Annotated in this window: 17 protein-coding genes; 12 read left to right on the top strand and 5 right to left on the bottom strand. The window is 57.0% G+C overall.

The features are described from left to right. Nucleotides 1-14: 14 nt before the first annotated feature. Both KQI82_RS08765 and KQI82_RS08770 read right to left on the bottom strand, forming a co-directional pair. Entirely contained in the window at nt 15-953 is a 939-nt protein-coding gene (locus KQI82_RS08765) for a DMT family transporter (protein WP_338148970.1), read from the bottom strand. A gap of 150 nt (nt 954-1103) precedes the next feature. Further along, entirely contained in the window at nt 1104-1256 is a 153-nt protein-coding gene (locus KQI82_RS08770) for a hypothetical protein (RefSeq protein WP_216632410.1), read from the bottom strand. A 375-nt stretch (nt 1257-1631) separates the two neighbouring features. Between KQI82_RS08770 and infC the strand changes: the two genes are divergently transcribed. From infC to KQI82_RS08820, 10 genes are all read left to right on the top strand, one after another. Beyond that, nucleotides 1632-2138: a translation initiation factor IF-3 gene (infC, locus tag KQI82_RS08775; RefSeq protein WP_187334257.1), complete on the top strand. Its 507-nt coding sequence runs from the start codon at nt 1632-1634 to the stop codon at nt 2136-2138. A 46-nt stretch (nt 2139-2184) separates the two neighbouring features. Next, nucleotides 2185-2382, top strand: a complete 198-nt coding sequence (gene rpmI, locus KQI82_RS08780; protein WP_187334169.1) for a 50S ribosomal protein L35 — start codon at nt 2185-2187, stop codon at nt 2380-2382. Nucleotides 2383-2407: 25 nt separating this feature from the next. Continuing rightward, on the top strand, nt 2408-2761 hold the full coding sequence (rplT, locus tag KQI82_RS08785; protein WP_216632411.1) for a 50S ribosomal protein L20: 354 nt from the start codon (nt 2408-2410) through the stop codon (nt 2759-2761). Nucleotides 2762-3095: 334 nt separating this feature from the next. Beyond that, entirely contained in the window at nt 3096-4115 is a 1020-nt protein-coding gene (locus tag KQI82_RS08790; protein ID WP_216632412.1) for a LacI family DNA-binding transcriptional regulator, read from the top strand. Between the two features lie 16 nt (nt 4116-4131). Beyond that, nucleotides 4132-4878: a glutamine amidotransferase gene (locus KQI82_RS08795; RefSeq protein ID WP_216632413.1), complete on the top strand. Its 747-nt coding sequence runs from the start codon at nt 4132-4134 to the stop codon at nt 4876-4878. Nucleotides 4879-4937: 59 nt separating this feature from the next. Beyond that, nucleotides 4938-6005, top strand: coding sequence for a BMP family ABC transporter substrate-binding protein (locus KQI82_RS08800; RefSeq protein WP_216632414.1), 1068 nt, complete (start codon nt 4938-4940; stop codon nt 6003-6005). Nucleotides 6006-6065: 60 nt separating this feature from the next. Then, nucleotides 6066-7616 (top strand): ABC transporter ATP-binding protein, encoded by a 1551-nt coding sequence (locus KQI82_RS08805; RefSeq protein ID WP_216632415.1) that lies wholly within the window; start codon nt 6066-6068, stop codon nt 7614-7616. Between the two features lie 10 nt (nt 7617-7626). Continuing rightward, complete coding sequence (locus KQI82_RS08810) at nt 7627-8682, top strand: ABC transporter permease (protein ID WP_216632416.1); 1056 nt, start codon at nt 7627-7629, stop codon at nt 8680-8682. Nucleotide 8683: 1 nt separating this feature from the next. Next, complete coding sequence (locus KQI82_RS08815) at nt 8684-9586, top strand: ABC transporter permease (protein WP_216632417.1); 903 nt, start codon at nt 8684-8686, stop codon at nt 9584-9586. A 15-nt stretch (nt 9587-9601) separates the two neighbouring features. After that, nucleotides 9602-10837, top strand: coding sequence for an amidohydrolase family protein (locus KQI82_RS08820; RefSeq protein ID WP_216632418.1), 1236 nt, complete (start codon nt 9602-9604; stop codon nt 10835-10837). A 56-nt stretch (nt 10838-10893) separates the two neighbouring features. Here the strand turns inward: KQI82_RS08820 and KQI82_RS08825 are convergent, their stop codons facing one another. The 3 genes from KQI82_RS08825 to trmB form a co-directional block, all read right to left on the bottom strand. Further along, complete coding sequence (locus tag KQI82_RS08825) at nt 10894-11316, bottom strand: DUF2000 domain-containing protein (protein ID WP_216632419.1); 423 nt, start codon at nt 11314-11316, stop codon at nt 10894-10896. Continuing rightward, the gene (locus KQI82_RS08830) at nt 11300-12139 is read right to left on the bottom strand and encodes an AraC family ligand binding domain-containing protein (RefSeq protein WP_216632420.1); all 840 of its coding nucleotides are present in this window, start codon (nt 12137-12139) and stop codon (nt 11300-11302) included. Before KQI82_RS08830 ends, KQI82_RS08825 begins: the two co-directional genes overlap by 17 nt. A 117-nt stretch (nt 12140-12256) precedes the next feature. Beyond that, complete coding sequence (gene trmB, locus KQI82_RS08835) at nt 12257-12916, bottom strand: tRNA (guanosine(46)-N7)-methyltransferase TrmB (RefSeq protein ID WP_216632421.1); 660 nt, start codon at nt 12914-12916, stop codon at nt 12257-12259. Nucleotides 12917-13227: 311 nt separating this feature from the next. On the opposite strand from trmB, the gene KQI82_RS08840 reads away from it, so the two are divergent. Together KQI82_RS08840 and KQI82_RS08845 are read left to right on the top strand one after the other, a co-directional pair. After that, nucleotides 13228-14004 carry an enoyl-CoA hydratase-related protein gene (locus KQI82_RS08840; protein ID WP_216632422.1) on the top strand — a complete coding sequence of 259 codons (777 nt, stop codon included), beginning with the start codon at nt 13228-13230 and terminating at the stop codon, nt 14002-14004. A 62-nt stretch (nt 14005-14066) separates the two neighbouring features. After that, complete coding sequence (locus tag KQI82_RS08845) at nt 14067-14903, top strand: 3-hydroxyacyl-CoA dehydrogenase NAD-binding domain-containing protein (RefSeq protein ID WP_216632423.1); 837 nt, start codon at nt 14067-14069, stop codon at nt 14901-14903. Nucleotides 14904-14924: the final 21 nt, after the last annotated feature.

Below are 14924 nucleotides of genomic sequence, written 5' to 3' on the forward strand. Positions count from 1 at the left end.
GAGCAGCGCCGAATTTATTCGGCGCTGCTTTGTTCCTGTTCGGGAACAGGGTCTTGTACCGGTTCGGATTTTGGACGCCGCTGGGCCACGACCACACCGGCGGTGATCAGTCCCGCGCCAAGAACGGCCGCAAAGGAGATGGGTTCTTTTAACAGCAGGGCGGCTGCCACGATGGTGATAAAGGGAACAAGATAGATGTAGCTGTTTGTCTTCACCACGCCAAGCCGCTCCACCGCTGTGGCCCAGAAGACATAGCACGCGGCGCTGCCCACCAGCCCTAAGAACAGCAGACAGAACAGGGGCGTGGGCGCTTTCAGTGCGGAGAGGTCGAGGGGTTTTCCCTCAATCAAAATCAGGGGCAGAGCGGTGAGAATTCCCCAGAGCATGGTGCGCCGGGTCACCAGGAAGGAGTCGTACTTGCTGGCAAAGCGCTTGAGCAGCATGGAGTAAACCGCCCAGGAGATCGCAGCGCAGAGGGAGAGAAAGTCCCCAAGGGGATTGACTTTCAGCACATAGGCGCCGTTGCATACCACCAGCACCACACCGGTGATGGCGATGAAAAAGCCCCAGACCGAGCTGGAGCGCAGCTTTTCATCCCGGGTGCAGAAATGGGCCAGCAGAGCGGTGAGAATGGGCGCGGTGGCTACGATGATGCTGACGTTGGAAGCAAGGGTGTAGACAAGAGCGGTGTTCTCCGTATAGAAATAGAGTGTTCCGCCGAACACCCCCATCAGAAGGAAGCAGAGCTCTTCCTTTTTACTCAGTCGGAGGCGGCGGGGGCGAATGATCCAAAGGGCGATGTAGGCCAGGATAAAGCGCATAAAGAGAATTTGCAGCGGGGAAAAAATGCCAAGCAGTTTTTTGCTTGCAATAAATGTGGTGGCCCACACAGTGACTGTGACGATGGCCAGCAGATGCGCCGTGAGCTTGCGCTTGTCCATTTTGGTGATCACATCCTTCCAGCCTCCTGCGTGCCGCCGCGATGCGGCCTGCTCACAGGAGTCATGCATATATATCTACAGATTCAGATCATCATATCATACTCTGCCTGCCCTTACAAGCAAAAAAGAGGGAACGGCTGAATTTGCCGTTCCCTCTTTTGGTTACTTGTTGCGGTTGTTCTGCTGATTGCTGTTCTGGCTGTTGTTCTGCTGATTGCTCTTGTTCTGGTTGTTGTTCTGCTGATTGTTCTGCTGATTGCTCTTGTTCTGGTTGTTGTTCTGCTGATTGTTGTTCTGGTTGTTGCGCTCGCTCATCAGAGCACCTCCTTTCGCGGATCACTGAGTACGAAACTATTCTTGCCTGAACGGAAGAAATTATACCGGTGGGCTCAAAAAAATAGAAAAGACGCAAAAAAGTCAGAGGAAGCTGTGCGGGACGCCCGCCGGCTGCGCCGTGCGCCGTAAATGTAATCCATTTTCAAAATTTTGATTGACAGAAGGATTTTTGTTTGCTATAATAACTGAGCAAAACAAAGAAGGCGCATCCGCCTCACCTCCAGCGATCAGCAAAGAGGTTAACAGTGTAATTGATCTGCCGTAAAGGGGCAGATTGTTGTTGCGCGGATGCTTTCTGAAAGTATCCGCGTTTTGCTATTTTTGAATGGAGGTGCTTCGACCATTAGTAGTGTAATGCATGAACTGAATGAAGAGATCTGCGATAAGGAGATCCGCCTGATCGGCTCCGAAGGGGAACAGCTTGGCATCATGTCCTCGGCGGAGGCATTGAAAATTGCTGATGAGCAGGGGTTGGACCTGGTAAAAATCTCTCCTCAGGCGCAACCCCCTGTCTGTAAGCTGATGAACTATGGAAAGTTCCGCTTTGAGCAGGGCAAGCGTGAAAAAGAGGCCAGAAAGAATCAGCACGTGGTGGAGATCAAGGAAATTCGCATGTCTCCGAGCATTGACATTGGGGACTTCAATACGAAGCTCAAGAATGCCCAGAAGTTCATCGCCGAAGGCAACCGCGTCAAGGTCTCCGTCAGATTCCGCGGCCGTGAAATGGCCCATACGGATCTGGGCAGGGCGCTTTTGGCCCGGTTTGCCGAACAGTGTGCCGAAGTAGCGACATTGGATAAGGCCGCCAAACTGGAGGGCCGGAATATGTCCATGTTCCTCTCCCCCAAGGCTGGCAAGTAACGCCGCGCGTTTATTTTATCCCAACATACGGAAGGAGATTTCAAACATGCCCAAGCTGAAAACCCACAGTGGTTCCAAAAAGAGATTTAATCTGACCAAAACCGGCAAAGTCAAGCGCGCCAAGGCTTATAAGAGTCATATCCTGACCAAGAAGGATACCAAGCGCGGAAGACGCCTCCGTGCCGGCGGCTATGCGGATGTCACCAACGAAGCGACGATCCGCAAGATGATTCCCTATAAATAAGCGATAGAGAAGGAGGCTATTCGAAATGGCAAGAGTAAAAGGCGCGATGATGACGCGCAAAAGAAGAAATAAGACGCTGAAACTGGCTAAGGGCTACTGGGGTTCCAAGTCCAAGCATTTTAAGATGGCCAACCAGGCTGTCATGAAGTCCCTGACCTACGCTTATGTGGGCCGCCGCCTGAAGAAGAGAGACTTCCGTCAGCTGTGGATCACCCGCATCTCCGCCGCCTGCAAGATGAACGGCATGAACTACTCCACCTTTATGCACGGCCTGAAGGTAGCCGGCATTGAAATCAACCGCAAGATGCTGGCTGAGATGGCGGTCAATGACGCCGCCGCGTTCACTCAGCTTGTCGAGGTTGCCAAGAAGGCTGCCTGATCCCAATTGAATTCAAAAAAGCAGCACAGGAATTTCCTGTGCTGCTTTTTTATTTTCCCTTGCGCCATCCGAAAGGCAAAGGGGGCGCTCTGGTTTATAGATACAAAGGCCGATTGTTTATAATGACGAACCGGGCTGTGGACATTCCAGAAATGAAGGACATTTAACACAAAAAAACCTGTAAAAATTTTCAATATATGACAAAAGTGGGGAACGGATGGAAAAAGAGGGCAAGATGGCTTGACAAAACGGGATAGGGAAACTTATGATAAATGCATGATGTAAAACGTTTACACGGAAACGTTTTACATCAACAAAAAATAGGGGGGATTACATGGCGGGAATCCGGGAGATCGCTGAGATGACAGGGCTGTCCGTGGCGACAGTGTCCCATGTGATCAATAACACCCGGCAGGTGTCCAAGCGGAGCCGGGAGCTGGTGGAAAAGGCTATAGAGGAAACCGGCTACAAGCCCAACCGGGCGGCGCGGATGCTGCGGACCCAGCAGTCCAAGACCATGGCGATGATCATACCAAGGGTGCGGCCCGGTATGTCCACCAACGTGTTTTTTATGGATGTGCTCAGCGGCGCCAAAGACTATCTCCAGACCAAGGGGTACAACATGATCGTCAGCACGTACACCGAGGAAGAAGGGGAGGGGACGGATGAGCTGCGGGATCTGGAAGTCCTGAAGCAGCAGTGGGTGGACGGCATCCTCATCGTACCCAACAAGAAAAAGCAGACCCTGTTCGCGGACGTGATGGAAAGCGGTATTCCTTTTGTGGTGATAGACCGTCTGGTGACGGATATCCCCAGTCCCTGCGTATGCTCAGACAATGTTTCGGCGGCGCATAAGGCAGTGAAGCTGCTCTATGACAGCGGCAAGCGCCGCATTGGATATATCGGCGGCAGCCCGGATTCCTTCACGGGCCACGACCGCTATCAGGGATATTGCGACGGCCTTGCGGCCTGTGGATTGATGCTGGATGAAACGATAGTCAGCCTCTCTCAGAAGCACACGGTCCGCTCGGGCAGCGAGGGAGCAGAGCAGCTGCTGGAGCATCAAGCGGACGCAATTTTTGTGGCCAATGACGTAAAGGCCGTGGGCGTGCTCAAGGCTCTTAATCAAAGGGGGGTGAAGGTGCCGGAGGATGTGGGCGTCATCGGGTTTGACGACTATGAGTGGATGGAAATATCCTCTCCGCCCCTGACCACTATCCGGCAAAGCCCCTATCTGATGGGACAGGAGGGAGCGCGGCTGCTGCTCCGGCGCATTGAAGACCCCAACTGCACGGAGCGGATCGTGCTGGAGACGGAAATTGTCCGCCGCCGCTCCCATGGGAAAGGGGAATAAACAATAAGGAGTTTTTATGAAGATCTTGTTTGTAGGGGAATCTGCCATAGTGCACACCGTCGAATACAAGGGGTACGACAGCTTCTCCGCCACCCGGTACGGCGAGGCATTTCCCGTCATGGGGCAAATGCTCCGCAGTCTGGGACATGAAGTGACCCACATCCCCTGTCACCTGGTGTACCGGGAGTTTCCACGGACCCTGGAGGGACTGCAGGCCTATGATGTGATTCTTTTCTCCGATGTGGGCAGCAACACGTTTTTGCTGCTGCCGGATATGCTCTCCACCGGAAAGCCGGTGCCCAACCTCCTGAAGCTGGTCTGCCAGTTTGTGGACGAGGGAGGAGGCTTTGCCATGATCGGCGGATACATGACCTTCCAGGGAATGGACGGCAAGGGAAAGTATAAAAATTCCGTGCTGGAGAAAATTCTGCCTGTGGAGCTCTACTATGGAGACGACCGGCAGGAGACGCCGGAGGGAACCTATCTCAGGTGCGTGCCGGACAGCCACCCGATTCTGGCGGGTATCCCGGCGGAGATGCCCTACATACTGGGCTATAACAAGCTCAAAGCGAAAAGCGGCGCCCAGGTGCTGATCAGGGAGGAGGGCGACGCCATCCTCTCCGCGTGGCAGTGGGGCAAGGGCCGGGTAGTGGCCTACGCGCCGGACTGCGCCGCCCACTGGGCGCCGAAGGCAATGACGGAGTGGGAGTATTATCCCCGGCTGTGGGACAACATGGTCCGTTATCTGGGCGGGCAATTCTGAGAAGGTGTTTCTAAGTGGCCGAGGCCAATTGGAAATAAATATTTGAGAGGAGTATGAAAATGAAGAAGTTGTTTTGCAAGAGACTGTTCCTTGCCGCCATGGCTGTGGTGATGCTGTTGGGCGTCCTCACTGGCTGCGGCGGGACCGGAACCACCTCCGGAGGCAGCGCCAGCGCCGGTTCTGGCTCCGCCAGTCAGAGCGGAGAGAACCAGAAGGACCCCGCCGATTACAAAGTTGCGGTTTTGACCATCCGGAAGATGACTACCCCCGCCGACCTGAACACGCTGGAGGGAATTGAGAGACTCCGCGATGAAATGGGCATCGACTGCAAGATCGTCGAGTGCGTGGAGATCGCCGAGTACAAAGAGCAGATGCAGGCGGTCTGTGAAGAGAACTACGATGTGGTCTATTTCATCTACGACAACTTCCTGGAGGCGGCCAAGGAGCTGGCTCCCCTCTATCCTGAAACTTTGTTTATCGGACTGTGGATCGATCTGGGCGAGGACAACGACATCCCCAACCTGAAGCCGCTGCACTTCCGCTCTGAGCAGGGCGCCTTTATGTGCGGCGTGGCCGCGGCGCTGAAGACCGAGACCGACCAGGTGGCATTCTTAGGCGGCGGCATCAACCCTGGCATCGTCACCTTCCTGGCCGGCTATGAGGCTGGCATCAAGTACATCAACCCCGACTGCGAGCTGGTGGTCTCCTGGGCCAACACCTTTGACGATCCCCTCAAGGGCAAGGAGCTGGCCAGCAGCCTCTACAGCCGCGGCGTGGACGTCATCTTCCAGGCGGCAAACCAGACTGGCCTGGGCGTGTTCGAGGCGGCCAAGGAAGCGGGCAAGTACGCCATCGGCGTGGACGTGGATCAGTCCGACCTGGCCCCGGAGAACATCATCTCCTCCTGCCTGCTGGATCACGGCTTTGCCACATACGACTCCATTTCCAAGGCCTACAACGGCGAGTTCACCAATGAGCAGGTCTATTACGGCCTGGCGGAAGGCATTCCTGTCATCGCGCTGAACGAGGACCTGCTGGATGAAGAGACCCTGACCACCATCAAAGAGGTGGAGCAGAAGATTATCGACGGCGAAATTGAGATTCCCAAGACCACTGAGACCAAATAAGGCACGGCGGAGAGGGGCGGATTCGCCCCTCTCCGTACCAGCGGAGAAACGGAGGAAGCTATGAGCGACGTCATACTGGAGCTTCGCGGTATCACGAAAATATTCCCCCACCCGGAAAAACCGGTCATTGCCAATGACCATGTCTCGCTTACGCTGCGCAAGGGAGAAATCCACGCGTTGGTGGGCGAGAACGGAACCGGGAAAAGCACTCTCATGAACATCCTCTATGGAATCCTGCAGCCCGAGGAGGGAGAGATTCTTCTGAACGGGGAGCGGAAGACGTTCAAAAACCCAAGGGACGCCATTGCGGAAGGCATCGGCATGGTCCACCAGCACTTCATGCTGATTCCCTCCTTTACGGTGGCGGAAAATCTGGTCTTTGCCTTTGAACCGAAAAAGGGCATGTTTGTGGATAAGAAAAAGGCGGCGGAGATTGCCCGGGAAATCTCCGGGCGGTATAAGCTGCATATTGACCCGGATAAAAAGATCAGCGAGTGTTCGCTGAGCATGCAGCAGCGGGTGGAAATCCTGAAGATTCTGTTCCACGGCGCTGAGATACTGATTTTTGACGAACCGACGGCCGTGCTGACGCCTCAGGAGTCGGAGGAGCTGTTCAAGGCGTTTGAAGAGCTGAAAAAGGCCGGAAAGTCCATCATATTCATCACCCACAAGCTGCGGGAGGTCATGCACATAGCCGACCGCGCCACTGTGATGCGTAAGGGCAGGGTGGTGGACACGGTGGAAATCTCCAGGAGCTCTATGGAGGACCTGGCGGAGAAGATGGTGGGCCGGCGCATCGACGTGACCACGCGAAAGATCGCCAACAGCGATTTCCCCCCGGAAAAAGAGCGGGAGAGCGTATTGACCTTGGAACATGTCTCCAGCGGCGTGACGCCCTCGGGAGAGCAGCTGAAGGATATCTCTTTGAAGCTTTGCAAGGGGGATATCCTGGGAGTCGCCGGAGTGGGCGGCAATGGACAGGGGCTGCTGGTGGAAGCGGTCAACGGCCTGCTGCGCAATATAAAGGACGGAGCCATCGCCTATGAAGGGCAGGATATCACCCACAGCCAGGCATACAACGTGCGCCGTTTGGGCATTGCCCACATCACCGGTGAGCGCTACATCCGGGGCGTGTCCGCCGATTCCAGCATCCATGAAAACATGATGATGGGACCCCACCGCCGCAGCCCATGGAGCGGAAAGGTCTTTCTGCACGTTAAAAAGCTGCGGGAGCTGACGGGGTCGCTGATCCGGACTTTCGACATCAAGACCAGTTCTCCCGACGCCTGCATCATGGAGCTCTCCGGCGGCAACATCCAAAAGTGCATTCTGGCCCGGGAGATCAACCTGGCCCACGACCTCATTGTGGCGGAGGAGCCCACCCGGGGCGTGGACATCGGTTCCATCGAGTTCATTCACCAGCAGCTGGTGGACAAGGCAAAAGCGGGCTACGGAGTGCTGCTGGTGTCCACGGACCTGGACGAGGTGCTCTCCCTGAGCACCCGGGTGGTGGTGATGTACGAAGGGGAGATTATGGGTGAAGTCAATCCGGAGCTGCCGGATGCCCGCAGCCGCATCGGCCGGCTGATGGCGGGCGTGCAGGCATCCTGAGGAGGCGTCTATGAAAAACGAATTGAAACAGTCGATCCTGCGGCTGCTCATTGCTCTGCTGATCGGCCTTCTGGTCAGCAGCGTATTCATCCTCTTTGCGGGGGAAAATCCCTTGGCGGCCTACGCGACCATGCTGAAGGGCGCCTTCATGGGACAGCTCAAATTCATGACCACCCTGCGCTGGACCGTGCCCTACATGCTGGCGGGCATCGCCTCCGCCGTGGCGGTCCGGGCGGGGCTGTTCAATATGGGCCTGGAGGGCTGCATCTATCTGGGCGGCCTTGCGGCCGGACTGGTGGGCGCCTATGTGGATGGCCTTCCGCCCCTGCTCCATGTGGCGGCGTGCCTTGCGGCCGCCATGGCGGTGGGCATGCTCTGGCTTTTGATCCCGGCTTTTTTGAAGGCCTATCACGGTGTAAACGAGGTTATCATGACCTGGATGCTCAGCTACATCGCCGTGCTGCTGTGCCAGTTTTTGGCGGCCAAGTTCCAGCGGAGTGAGGACATCACCAGCGCCGTCCAGCAGGTCCGGACCCCGGAGATTTTAGGCAGCGCCGCGCTGCCCAAGATTGTGGAGCGCTATCAGCTGAGCGTCGGCATTTTCATTGCCATCGCAGTGTGCATTGTCTACTATTTCTTTGCCAACCGCTCCAGGGCGGGGTATGAGCACAAGATGGTGGGGTTGAATTCCAAGTTCGCCGAATACGGCGGCGTCAATGTCCGGCGGGTCCAGTTCTGCTCCCTGCTGGCCAGCGGCGCCATCGGAGGGCTGACGGGCGCGGTGGAGGTCTTGGGCGTCCACGGCCGCTATGTCCACGGGTTTGCCCTGGACATGGGCGCCAACGGCATCATGATCTCCCTGATGGGACGGCTGAATCCGGTGGGGGTTCCCCTGGCGGGCTTTTTCATGGGAGCGGTGCAAAACGGCGCCCGTGCCATGGCCCGGGAGATGGACGTGTCGCTGGATACGGTGCGCATCCTGATTGCCGTCATTGTGATCTGCATCACAGCCGAGGGGCTCTATGAACTGCTGCGGATCAAAAAGAAGAACAGGGAGGGAGACTGATATGCTGGAAATCATCTTCAGTGAGCACACCCTCATGACCGGACTCAGCCTTGCCACTCCGCTGCTGCTGTGCGCGTTGGGCGGCGCCGTGTGTTCCAAGGCGGGCAACTTCAACATCGCCCTGGAGGGGTTCATGCTCATCGGCGCGTTTTTTGGCGTGGTGGGAAGCTACTACCTGCACAGCGCCTTTGCGGGCGTGCTGACCGCGGTTCTGGCGGCGGTATTGGCGTCGCTGCTCTATGGACTGTTCCTCATTCAGCTCAAGGGCCATGAGGTGATCCTGGGCTTTGGCTTCAACATGTTTGCCATCGCCATCACCGGTTGGCTGCTGGGCCCCGTGTTTGGCGGCAAGGGCTCGTTCTACGATCCCGCCACCCCCTCTCTTGAGAAGATCAACATTCCGCTGCTTCAGGACATCCCGGTCCTGCGCACCCTCAGCGGACACAATATCATTGTATATCTCTCCTGGCTGGCGATTGCAGTGCTGTTCATCCTCCTCTATAAAACCGCACTGGGCTATAAGATCCGGGCGCTGGGAGAAAATCCGAAGGCCCTCTCCGTCAACGGCCTGAGCACTGTGAAATACCGCTATCTGGTGGAGATGATCGTGGGCGTGGCCTGCGGCCTGGCGGGGGCGTTCCTATCCATCGGAAACCTCTCCATGTTCACGGAGAATATGACGGCCGGACGGGGCTTCATCGCCGTGGCGGCGGTGGGCTTCAGCAACGCCTACATCCCGCTGACGGCGCTGGCCAGCATCCTTTTCGGCATTGCCAACGCCGTGGCCATCCAGTTGCAGGGCGTGGGCATGCCCACGGAATTTGTGGATATGATCCCATATGCCATGACGATTTTGATGCTGCTGCCTGCCATTCGACAGAATCAGAAAAAAGCGTACAACTGAGAAAGGGAGCTGCGTATGAAAACGTATTTGAAAGCAAGGCTGCTGATCGACGGGACCGGCGCGGACCCGATTGAAAACCCGGTCCTTGTGATGGAAGACGACCGGATCAAAGAGGTAGGGCCGGCCTCCCGGATTGAGATTCCCTCCGGCGCCGCTGTGATCGACCGGGGAGACGAAGTGCTGATCCCCGGGCTCATCGACTCCCACTGCCATGCGGGAGAGGACTCCAAGCGGGGAGAATCTGTCCGTGAGCAGCATATGAAGCCCGACGCCCACCGGGCGCTGAGAGGCTATGTGTCGCTGCACAACGACCTGATGTGCGGCGTGACCACCATGCGGCTCCTTGGGGATGGCGGCGGATTCATCGACAAGATCCTGCGGGATTCCATCAACTGCGGGGAGATTGAGGGTCCCCGGCTGCTGGTGTGCTGCCTGCCCATCCGCCCCTCCCACGGCACAGCGCCGGAGATCGCGGAGTTTGTGGGGGCGGACGGTGTGGACGAGGTCCGCAAGCGGGTGCGCCAGGCCATTTTCCACGGCGCGGACGTCATCAAGCTCTTTACCTCCAACATTTCCAACGGGGACACCTTCCTTGATTATCTCAAGGGGGATCTGACCGGAGTGGCGGCCTACACCAAGGAGGAGATGGCCGTGGCGGTGGAGGAAGCCCATCGCTGCGGGAAAAAGGTGGCCGCCCACTGCATCGGCGGTCCGGCCATCCGCTGGGGCCTGGAGGCGGGCATCGACTCATTGGAGCATGTGAACCTGCTGGAGGAATCCGACATCCCCTATTTCCTGCAGTACGGCGGCTACATCAGCGATCCCAACCTGCACCTGTTCTTTGATCCCGTCAAGGGTTTTGAAAGCCCGCTCAACAAGTCCTGGGTGTGGGACGATCTGCCGGACTGGTGGCACCAGAAGGTGTGGAAGTCCCGGGAGAATACCCGCCGCGTCATGGGCAAGGCTTTGAAGGAAGGGGTCAAGTTCGCCCTGGCCACCGATCTGAATCACGGCGGGCTGTGGCTGGAGGCCAAGTACTTTGTCCAGGAGATCGGCGCCACGCCCATGCAGGCATTGCAGGCCTGCACCCGCAACGGCGCGGACTGCTGCGGAATCCTGGAGGAGACAGGCACGCTGGAGGCGGGCAAGTACGCGGATGTGGTTTCCCTGTCTGGTAACCCGCTTGAGAACATCGAGCATCTGAAGGACGTCCGCATGGTCGTCAAGCAGGGGACCCTGATCCGGCAGTAAGAGCGGATACCTTATTTAATATATAGATAGAAGAGAAAGTCACCGGCGGCATTCCATCATCGTAACAATGGAATGCTGCCGGTGAGCTTGTTGATTTTTTTTTTTGGGCCGCAGATGGCGAGCCCAAGATACTGCAGCTGAGATTCGCTGGATTGCGCCATCTTCTGCTGAAACTCGGCGTAGGTCCTGCATTGCTGGGCAAGGTCGGAAAAGTCCACCGCCGTCAGCTCTTCAAAGCCGGGCTGATAGAGCGCTTCCCGGATGGCACGGATGTCCTCCGCACTGCCTTGCAGGATTGGCACCGGAAACCTGATGATGCCCAGGTGGTCTTTACCGCTCTGGTCTTTTACATCGCTGCCCACCACCTCCGGCAGGTGCTTGCCAAGGGTGATGCCCAGGATGGCGGCGGTGTTTGCGATGATCCCTGTGGGAAGAGTCCTGTCAAAAATCATCACGCATTTTTCACTTTTCTGGTCCATGGTGGTCTCCCTCTTTTTTTAGAAATATGTCCCGGTAGACGCCGGGCGCCACTCCGATGAACATTCGAAAATAGTTGGTGAAATGGCTCTGATCAGAAAATCCGGTTTGCAAAGCCGCCTCCACCGGGCTGACGCCCTGCTCCAAAAGAGCTTTGGCCCGGTTGATCCGCAGCGTTTCCAGATACCGGTACGGGGTGATTCCCCGGTATCTGGTGAAGGCCCGCAGCAGAGCGGACTTGCTCAGGTTCGCGCGGCGGCAAAGACAGTCCAGGGTAATCCGCTGATCATAGTGCTCCTCCAAAAAGGCGCACACCGCCGCCACTTCCTCCCGGCACTCCGGAAGGCTGGCCGCAAAGGGCCGGCTGTAGCGGGTCAGGAGATTCTCCATCAAAAGAAACAAGCGCTCCTCTTTTTCAAGTTCGCTGGAGCCGTCCAAAATTGTCTGATGCAGTGTGCGCAGTTCTCTGGCAAGGTCCGGGTTTTGGACCACGCACTGGGTGAAGCAGGGCAGGGGAGAGCCCAATTCCCGGGCGATGCCCTCCATCACAGGGGAGGAAATATTCAGCATGCGGTAGTCCAGCAGCGCGGCCTTTCCATATTGTTCGCAGGTGTGGCTGTCTCCAGGATTGAGCAGCAGCATATCGCCGGGGCGGAGGAGGTAGTCCCGGTTGCTGCAGCACATGCGCCGTGTTCCCTGTTCGATGAGGCCGACCACGTAGTGATCGTGAAAGTGGGCGGGGAAGGGCTGCTTGATTCCGGCAAAACGGTAGGCCTCCATCTGCAGCGCTTCATCGTATCGAACGCTTTTCCTCCCTTGCTCCAAGACGCATCCCTCCTTCCACCGGTAGTATAAGGCAAGAAACAGCGGCTGCCTTGTAAAATATCTTCATTCGCCCATTGAAAAATAGGCCGACCGTCCACAGACAGCCGGCCTATTTTGTTATTCTGTCCGAGGCTCTTCCATGGGAACCATGGTGGCGACGCACCGGTTGATGGGCAGCCCTTCGGCAAAAAACTTGGCTTCGTAATCCGTCATCACGCCCCAAGGGCCGTTTTCATGGAGGTTCCGGGTGAGCTGAGACAGCTCAAACCCAAACCGGGGGAACTCCTCCACGGAGAATTCGAACAGTGGACCGTTGTCGGTCTTGAAGTGAATCTGTCCGCCGTCCTTGAGTACCTGGCGGTAAAGCTTTAAAAAGTTTCCGTGGGTCAGACGCCGCTTGGCGTGTCCCTTTCCGGGCCAGGGGTCGCAGAAGTTGATATAGATCCGGTCCACCTCGCCGGGGGCAAAGAGACCGGGCAGCTGGGCGGCGTCGATGTCCACAAAGAACACATTGCGCAGTTCTTCCGCGCAGGCGCGCTCCATGCCCACCACCATGGCGTCCGGGACCCGCTCCACCGCGATGAAGAGCACGTCCGGCTCAGCCCTGGCGGTCTCCACGGTAAAGCGCCCTTTTCCGCATCCCAATTCCAGACGCAGTTCCTTTGCATCGGGCTTTAAAGAGCGCCAGCCGCCCCGCAGGGAGGCGGGATCGGAAATGAGACAGGCGGAGCAGCGCTCCATGCGGGGGACCAGATTCTTTTTCTTACGCATACGCATGGGAAATCCCTCCGGAAATCATCAATTGCGGCTATTGTACCACAGAAGCAGGGGAGTGTAAATCCATTTCTCCAAGAAGAGAGGAGCCAAAACATGCATGAAAAAATTTATCCCGTTAACAAATTAACAAAATCATCAAAAACAACGTGGATTTTTGTGAGAATCGTATAATTCGTGCAAAAGCCGATTTTCCGAAGGATTTGTACTTGCGAAATGTTAATTAAATAACTATAATAGTCTTTGTGAGTGTGTGGGCGTAGTCTGCCATTCAGGCGCCTTCCGCGGAGGGCGAATCAAAGGAGGAAAAGAGTATGGCATATGTTGAATTTACTGCCAAAGACCACGTTGGCACTTTGACGATCAACCGTCCCGAGGCCCTCAACGCCCTGAACGATGAGGTGATCCGCCAGTTGGATGCTGTTCTGGACTCCATTGACTGCGCCCAGGTGCGCTGCGTGATTGTCACCGGAGCGGGGCAGAAGGCGTTTGTGGCTGGCGCGGACATCGCCCAGATGAGCGCCCTCTCCAAGGAGGAAGCCCAGGCCTTTGGCAAGCTTGGCAACGATGTGTTCCGCAAGATGGAGACGCTTGGCGTTCCCACCATCGCGGCGGTAAACGGCTTTGCCCTGGGCGGTGGCTGTGAGCTGGCCATGAGCTGCGACATCCGCATTGCTTCTGAGGCGGCGGTGTTTGGGCAGCCGGAGGTGGGCCTTGGAATCACCCCGGGCTTTGGCGGCACCCAGCGCATGGCCCGCCTGATCGGGCCTGGAAAGGCCAAGGAGCTGATCTACAGCGCCCGGAATATCAAGGCGCCGGAGGCTCTTGCCTGCGGACTTGTCCAGGCGGTCTATCCGGCGGAGGAGCTGATGGACCAGGCGGAGAAGTTGGCCGCACGCATCGCGGGCAACGCACCCATCGCCGTGCGCGCCTGCAAGAAGGCCGTCAACGACGGACTTCAGGTGGATATGGACCAGGCGGTGGAAATTGAGGAGCAGCTGTTCGGCTCCTGCTTCCAGAGTGAGGATCAGAAGAACGCCATGTCCGCGTTTTTGGAAAAGCGCAAGCACGATCCGTTTATAAACGCCTGAGTTCCGGCGCTTGTAAAATAAAGAGAAGTGACCAAAAAATTAAAATAACAGGAGGATCAACAATGAAGGTAGCGATTTTCGGCGCAGGCACCATGGGCAGCGGTATTGCTCAGGTGTTCGCGGCCAAGGGCCACACCGCCCTGATGTATGCAAGTTCCGTGGCTTCCGCCCAGCGCCACAAGGACAAACTGGCCGCGTCTTTGGAAAAGCGCGTCCAGAAGGGGAAGATGACCGCGGAGGCGAAGGAGGACCTGCTCAGCCGCGTCCTGGTGGAGGAGAAGTCTGCCGCCGCGGATGCCGATCTGGTCATCGAGTGCGTCAAGGAGGAGATGGGCACCAAGCGCGAGCTGTTAGGCGAGCTGGACGCCATGTGCAAACCCGAGACCGTGTTTGCCACCAACACGTCCTCTCTCTCCGTCACGGAGATGGGCCTGGGCCTGAAGCACCCCGTGATCGGCATGCATTTCTTCAATCCCGTCCCCAGCATGAAGTTAGTGGAGGTCATCCGGGGCGCCAACACCACCCAGGAGACCTTTGAGTTCATCTACAACCTGTCCAAGGAGATCGGCAAGGAGCCTGTGGAAGTGGCCGAGGCCCCCGGCTTTGTGGTCAACAAGATCCTGATTCCCATGATCAACGAGGCCATCGGCCTGGTTGAGACCGGCGTTGCCTCCGTGGAGGACATTGACAAGGCCATGCAGCTTGGCGCCAACCATCCCATGGGCCCCCTGGCCCTGGGCGATTTCATCGGCCTGGACGTGTGCCTGGCCATCATGGACACCCTGTACAACGAGACCTGCGATCCCAAGTATCGCGCCGCACTGCTGCTGCGCAAGATGGTGCGCGGCGGCCTGCTGGGCAAGAAGACCGGCAAGGGCTTCTACGATTATTCCAAGTAAAGTAATAAAGAAGGAGTATAA

Origin of the sequence: Dysosmobacter acutus, from assembly GCF_018919205.1 — a bacterium.
Lineage (GTDB): Bacteria > Bacillota > Clostridia > Oscillospirales > Oscillospiraceae > Oscillibacter > Oscillibacter acutus.

What these genes read in the sequence shown, in the direction of transcription:
- rpmI (WP_187334169.1), top strand. Translation starts at nt 2,185, where the DNA reads ATGCCCAAGCTGAAAACCCACAGTGGTTCCAAAAAGAGATTTAATCTG.
- infC (WP_187334257.1), top strand. Translation starts at nt 1,632, where the DNA reads ATGCATGAACTGAATGAAGAGATCTGCGATAAGGAGATCCGCCTGATC.
- KQI82_RS08800 (WP_216632414.1), top strand. Translation starts at nt 4,938, where the DNA reads ATGAAGAAGTTGTTTTGCAAGAGACTGTTCCTTGCCGCCATGGCTGTG.
- KQI82_RS08795 (WP_216632413.1), top strand. Translation starts at nt 4,132, where the DNA reads ATGAAGATCTTGTTTGTAGGGGAATCTGCCATAGTGCACACCGTCGAA.
- KQI82_RS08820 (WP_216632418.1), top strand. Translation starts at nt 9,602, where the DNA reads ATGAAAACGTATTTGAAAGCAAGGCTGCTGATCGACGGGACCGGCGCG.
- KQI82_RS08845 (WP_216632423.1), top strand. Translation starts at nt 14,067, where the DNA reads ATGAAGGTAGCGATTTTCGGCGCAGGCACCATGGGCAGCGGTATTGCT.
- KQI82_RS08790 (WP_216632412.1), top strand. Translation starts at nt 3,096, where the DNA reads ATGGCGGGAATCCGGGAGATCGCTGAGATGACAGGGCTGTCCGTGGCG.
- KQI82_RS08770 (WP_216632410.1), bottom strand. Translation starts at nt 1,256, where the DNA reads ATGAGCGAGCGCAACAACCAGAACAACAATCAGCAGAACAACAACCAG.
- KQI82_RS08810 (WP_216632416.1), top strand. Translation starts at nt 7,627, where the DNA reads ATGAAAAACGAATTGAAACAGTCGATCCTGCGGCTGCTCATTGCTCTG.
- rplT (WP_216632411.1), top strand. Translation starts at nt 2,408, where the DNA reads ATGGCAAGAGTAAAAGGCGCGATGATGACGCGCAAAAGAAGAAATAAG.
- KQI82_RS08840 (WP_216632422.1), top strand. Translation starts at nt 13,228, where the DNA reads ATGGCATATGTTGAATTTACTGCCAAAGACCACGTTGGCACTTTGACG.
- KQI82_RS08815 (WP_216632417.1), top strand. Translation starts at nt 8,684, where the DNA reads ATGCTGGAAATCATCTTCAGTGAGCACACCCTCATGACCGGACTCAGC.
- trmB (WP_216632421.1), bottom strand. Translation starts at nt 12,916, where the DNA reads ATGCGTATGCGTAAGAAAAAGAATCTGGTCCCCCGCATGGAGCGCTGC.
- KQI82_RS08825 (WP_216632419.1), bottom strand. Translation starts at nt 11,316, where the DNA reads ATGGACCAGAAAAGTGAAAAATGCGTGATGATTTTTGACAGGACTCTT.
- KQI82_RS08805 (WP_216632415.1), top strand. Translation starts at nt 6,066, where the DNA reads ATGAGCGACGTCATACTGGAGCTTCGCGGTATCACGAAAATATTCCCC.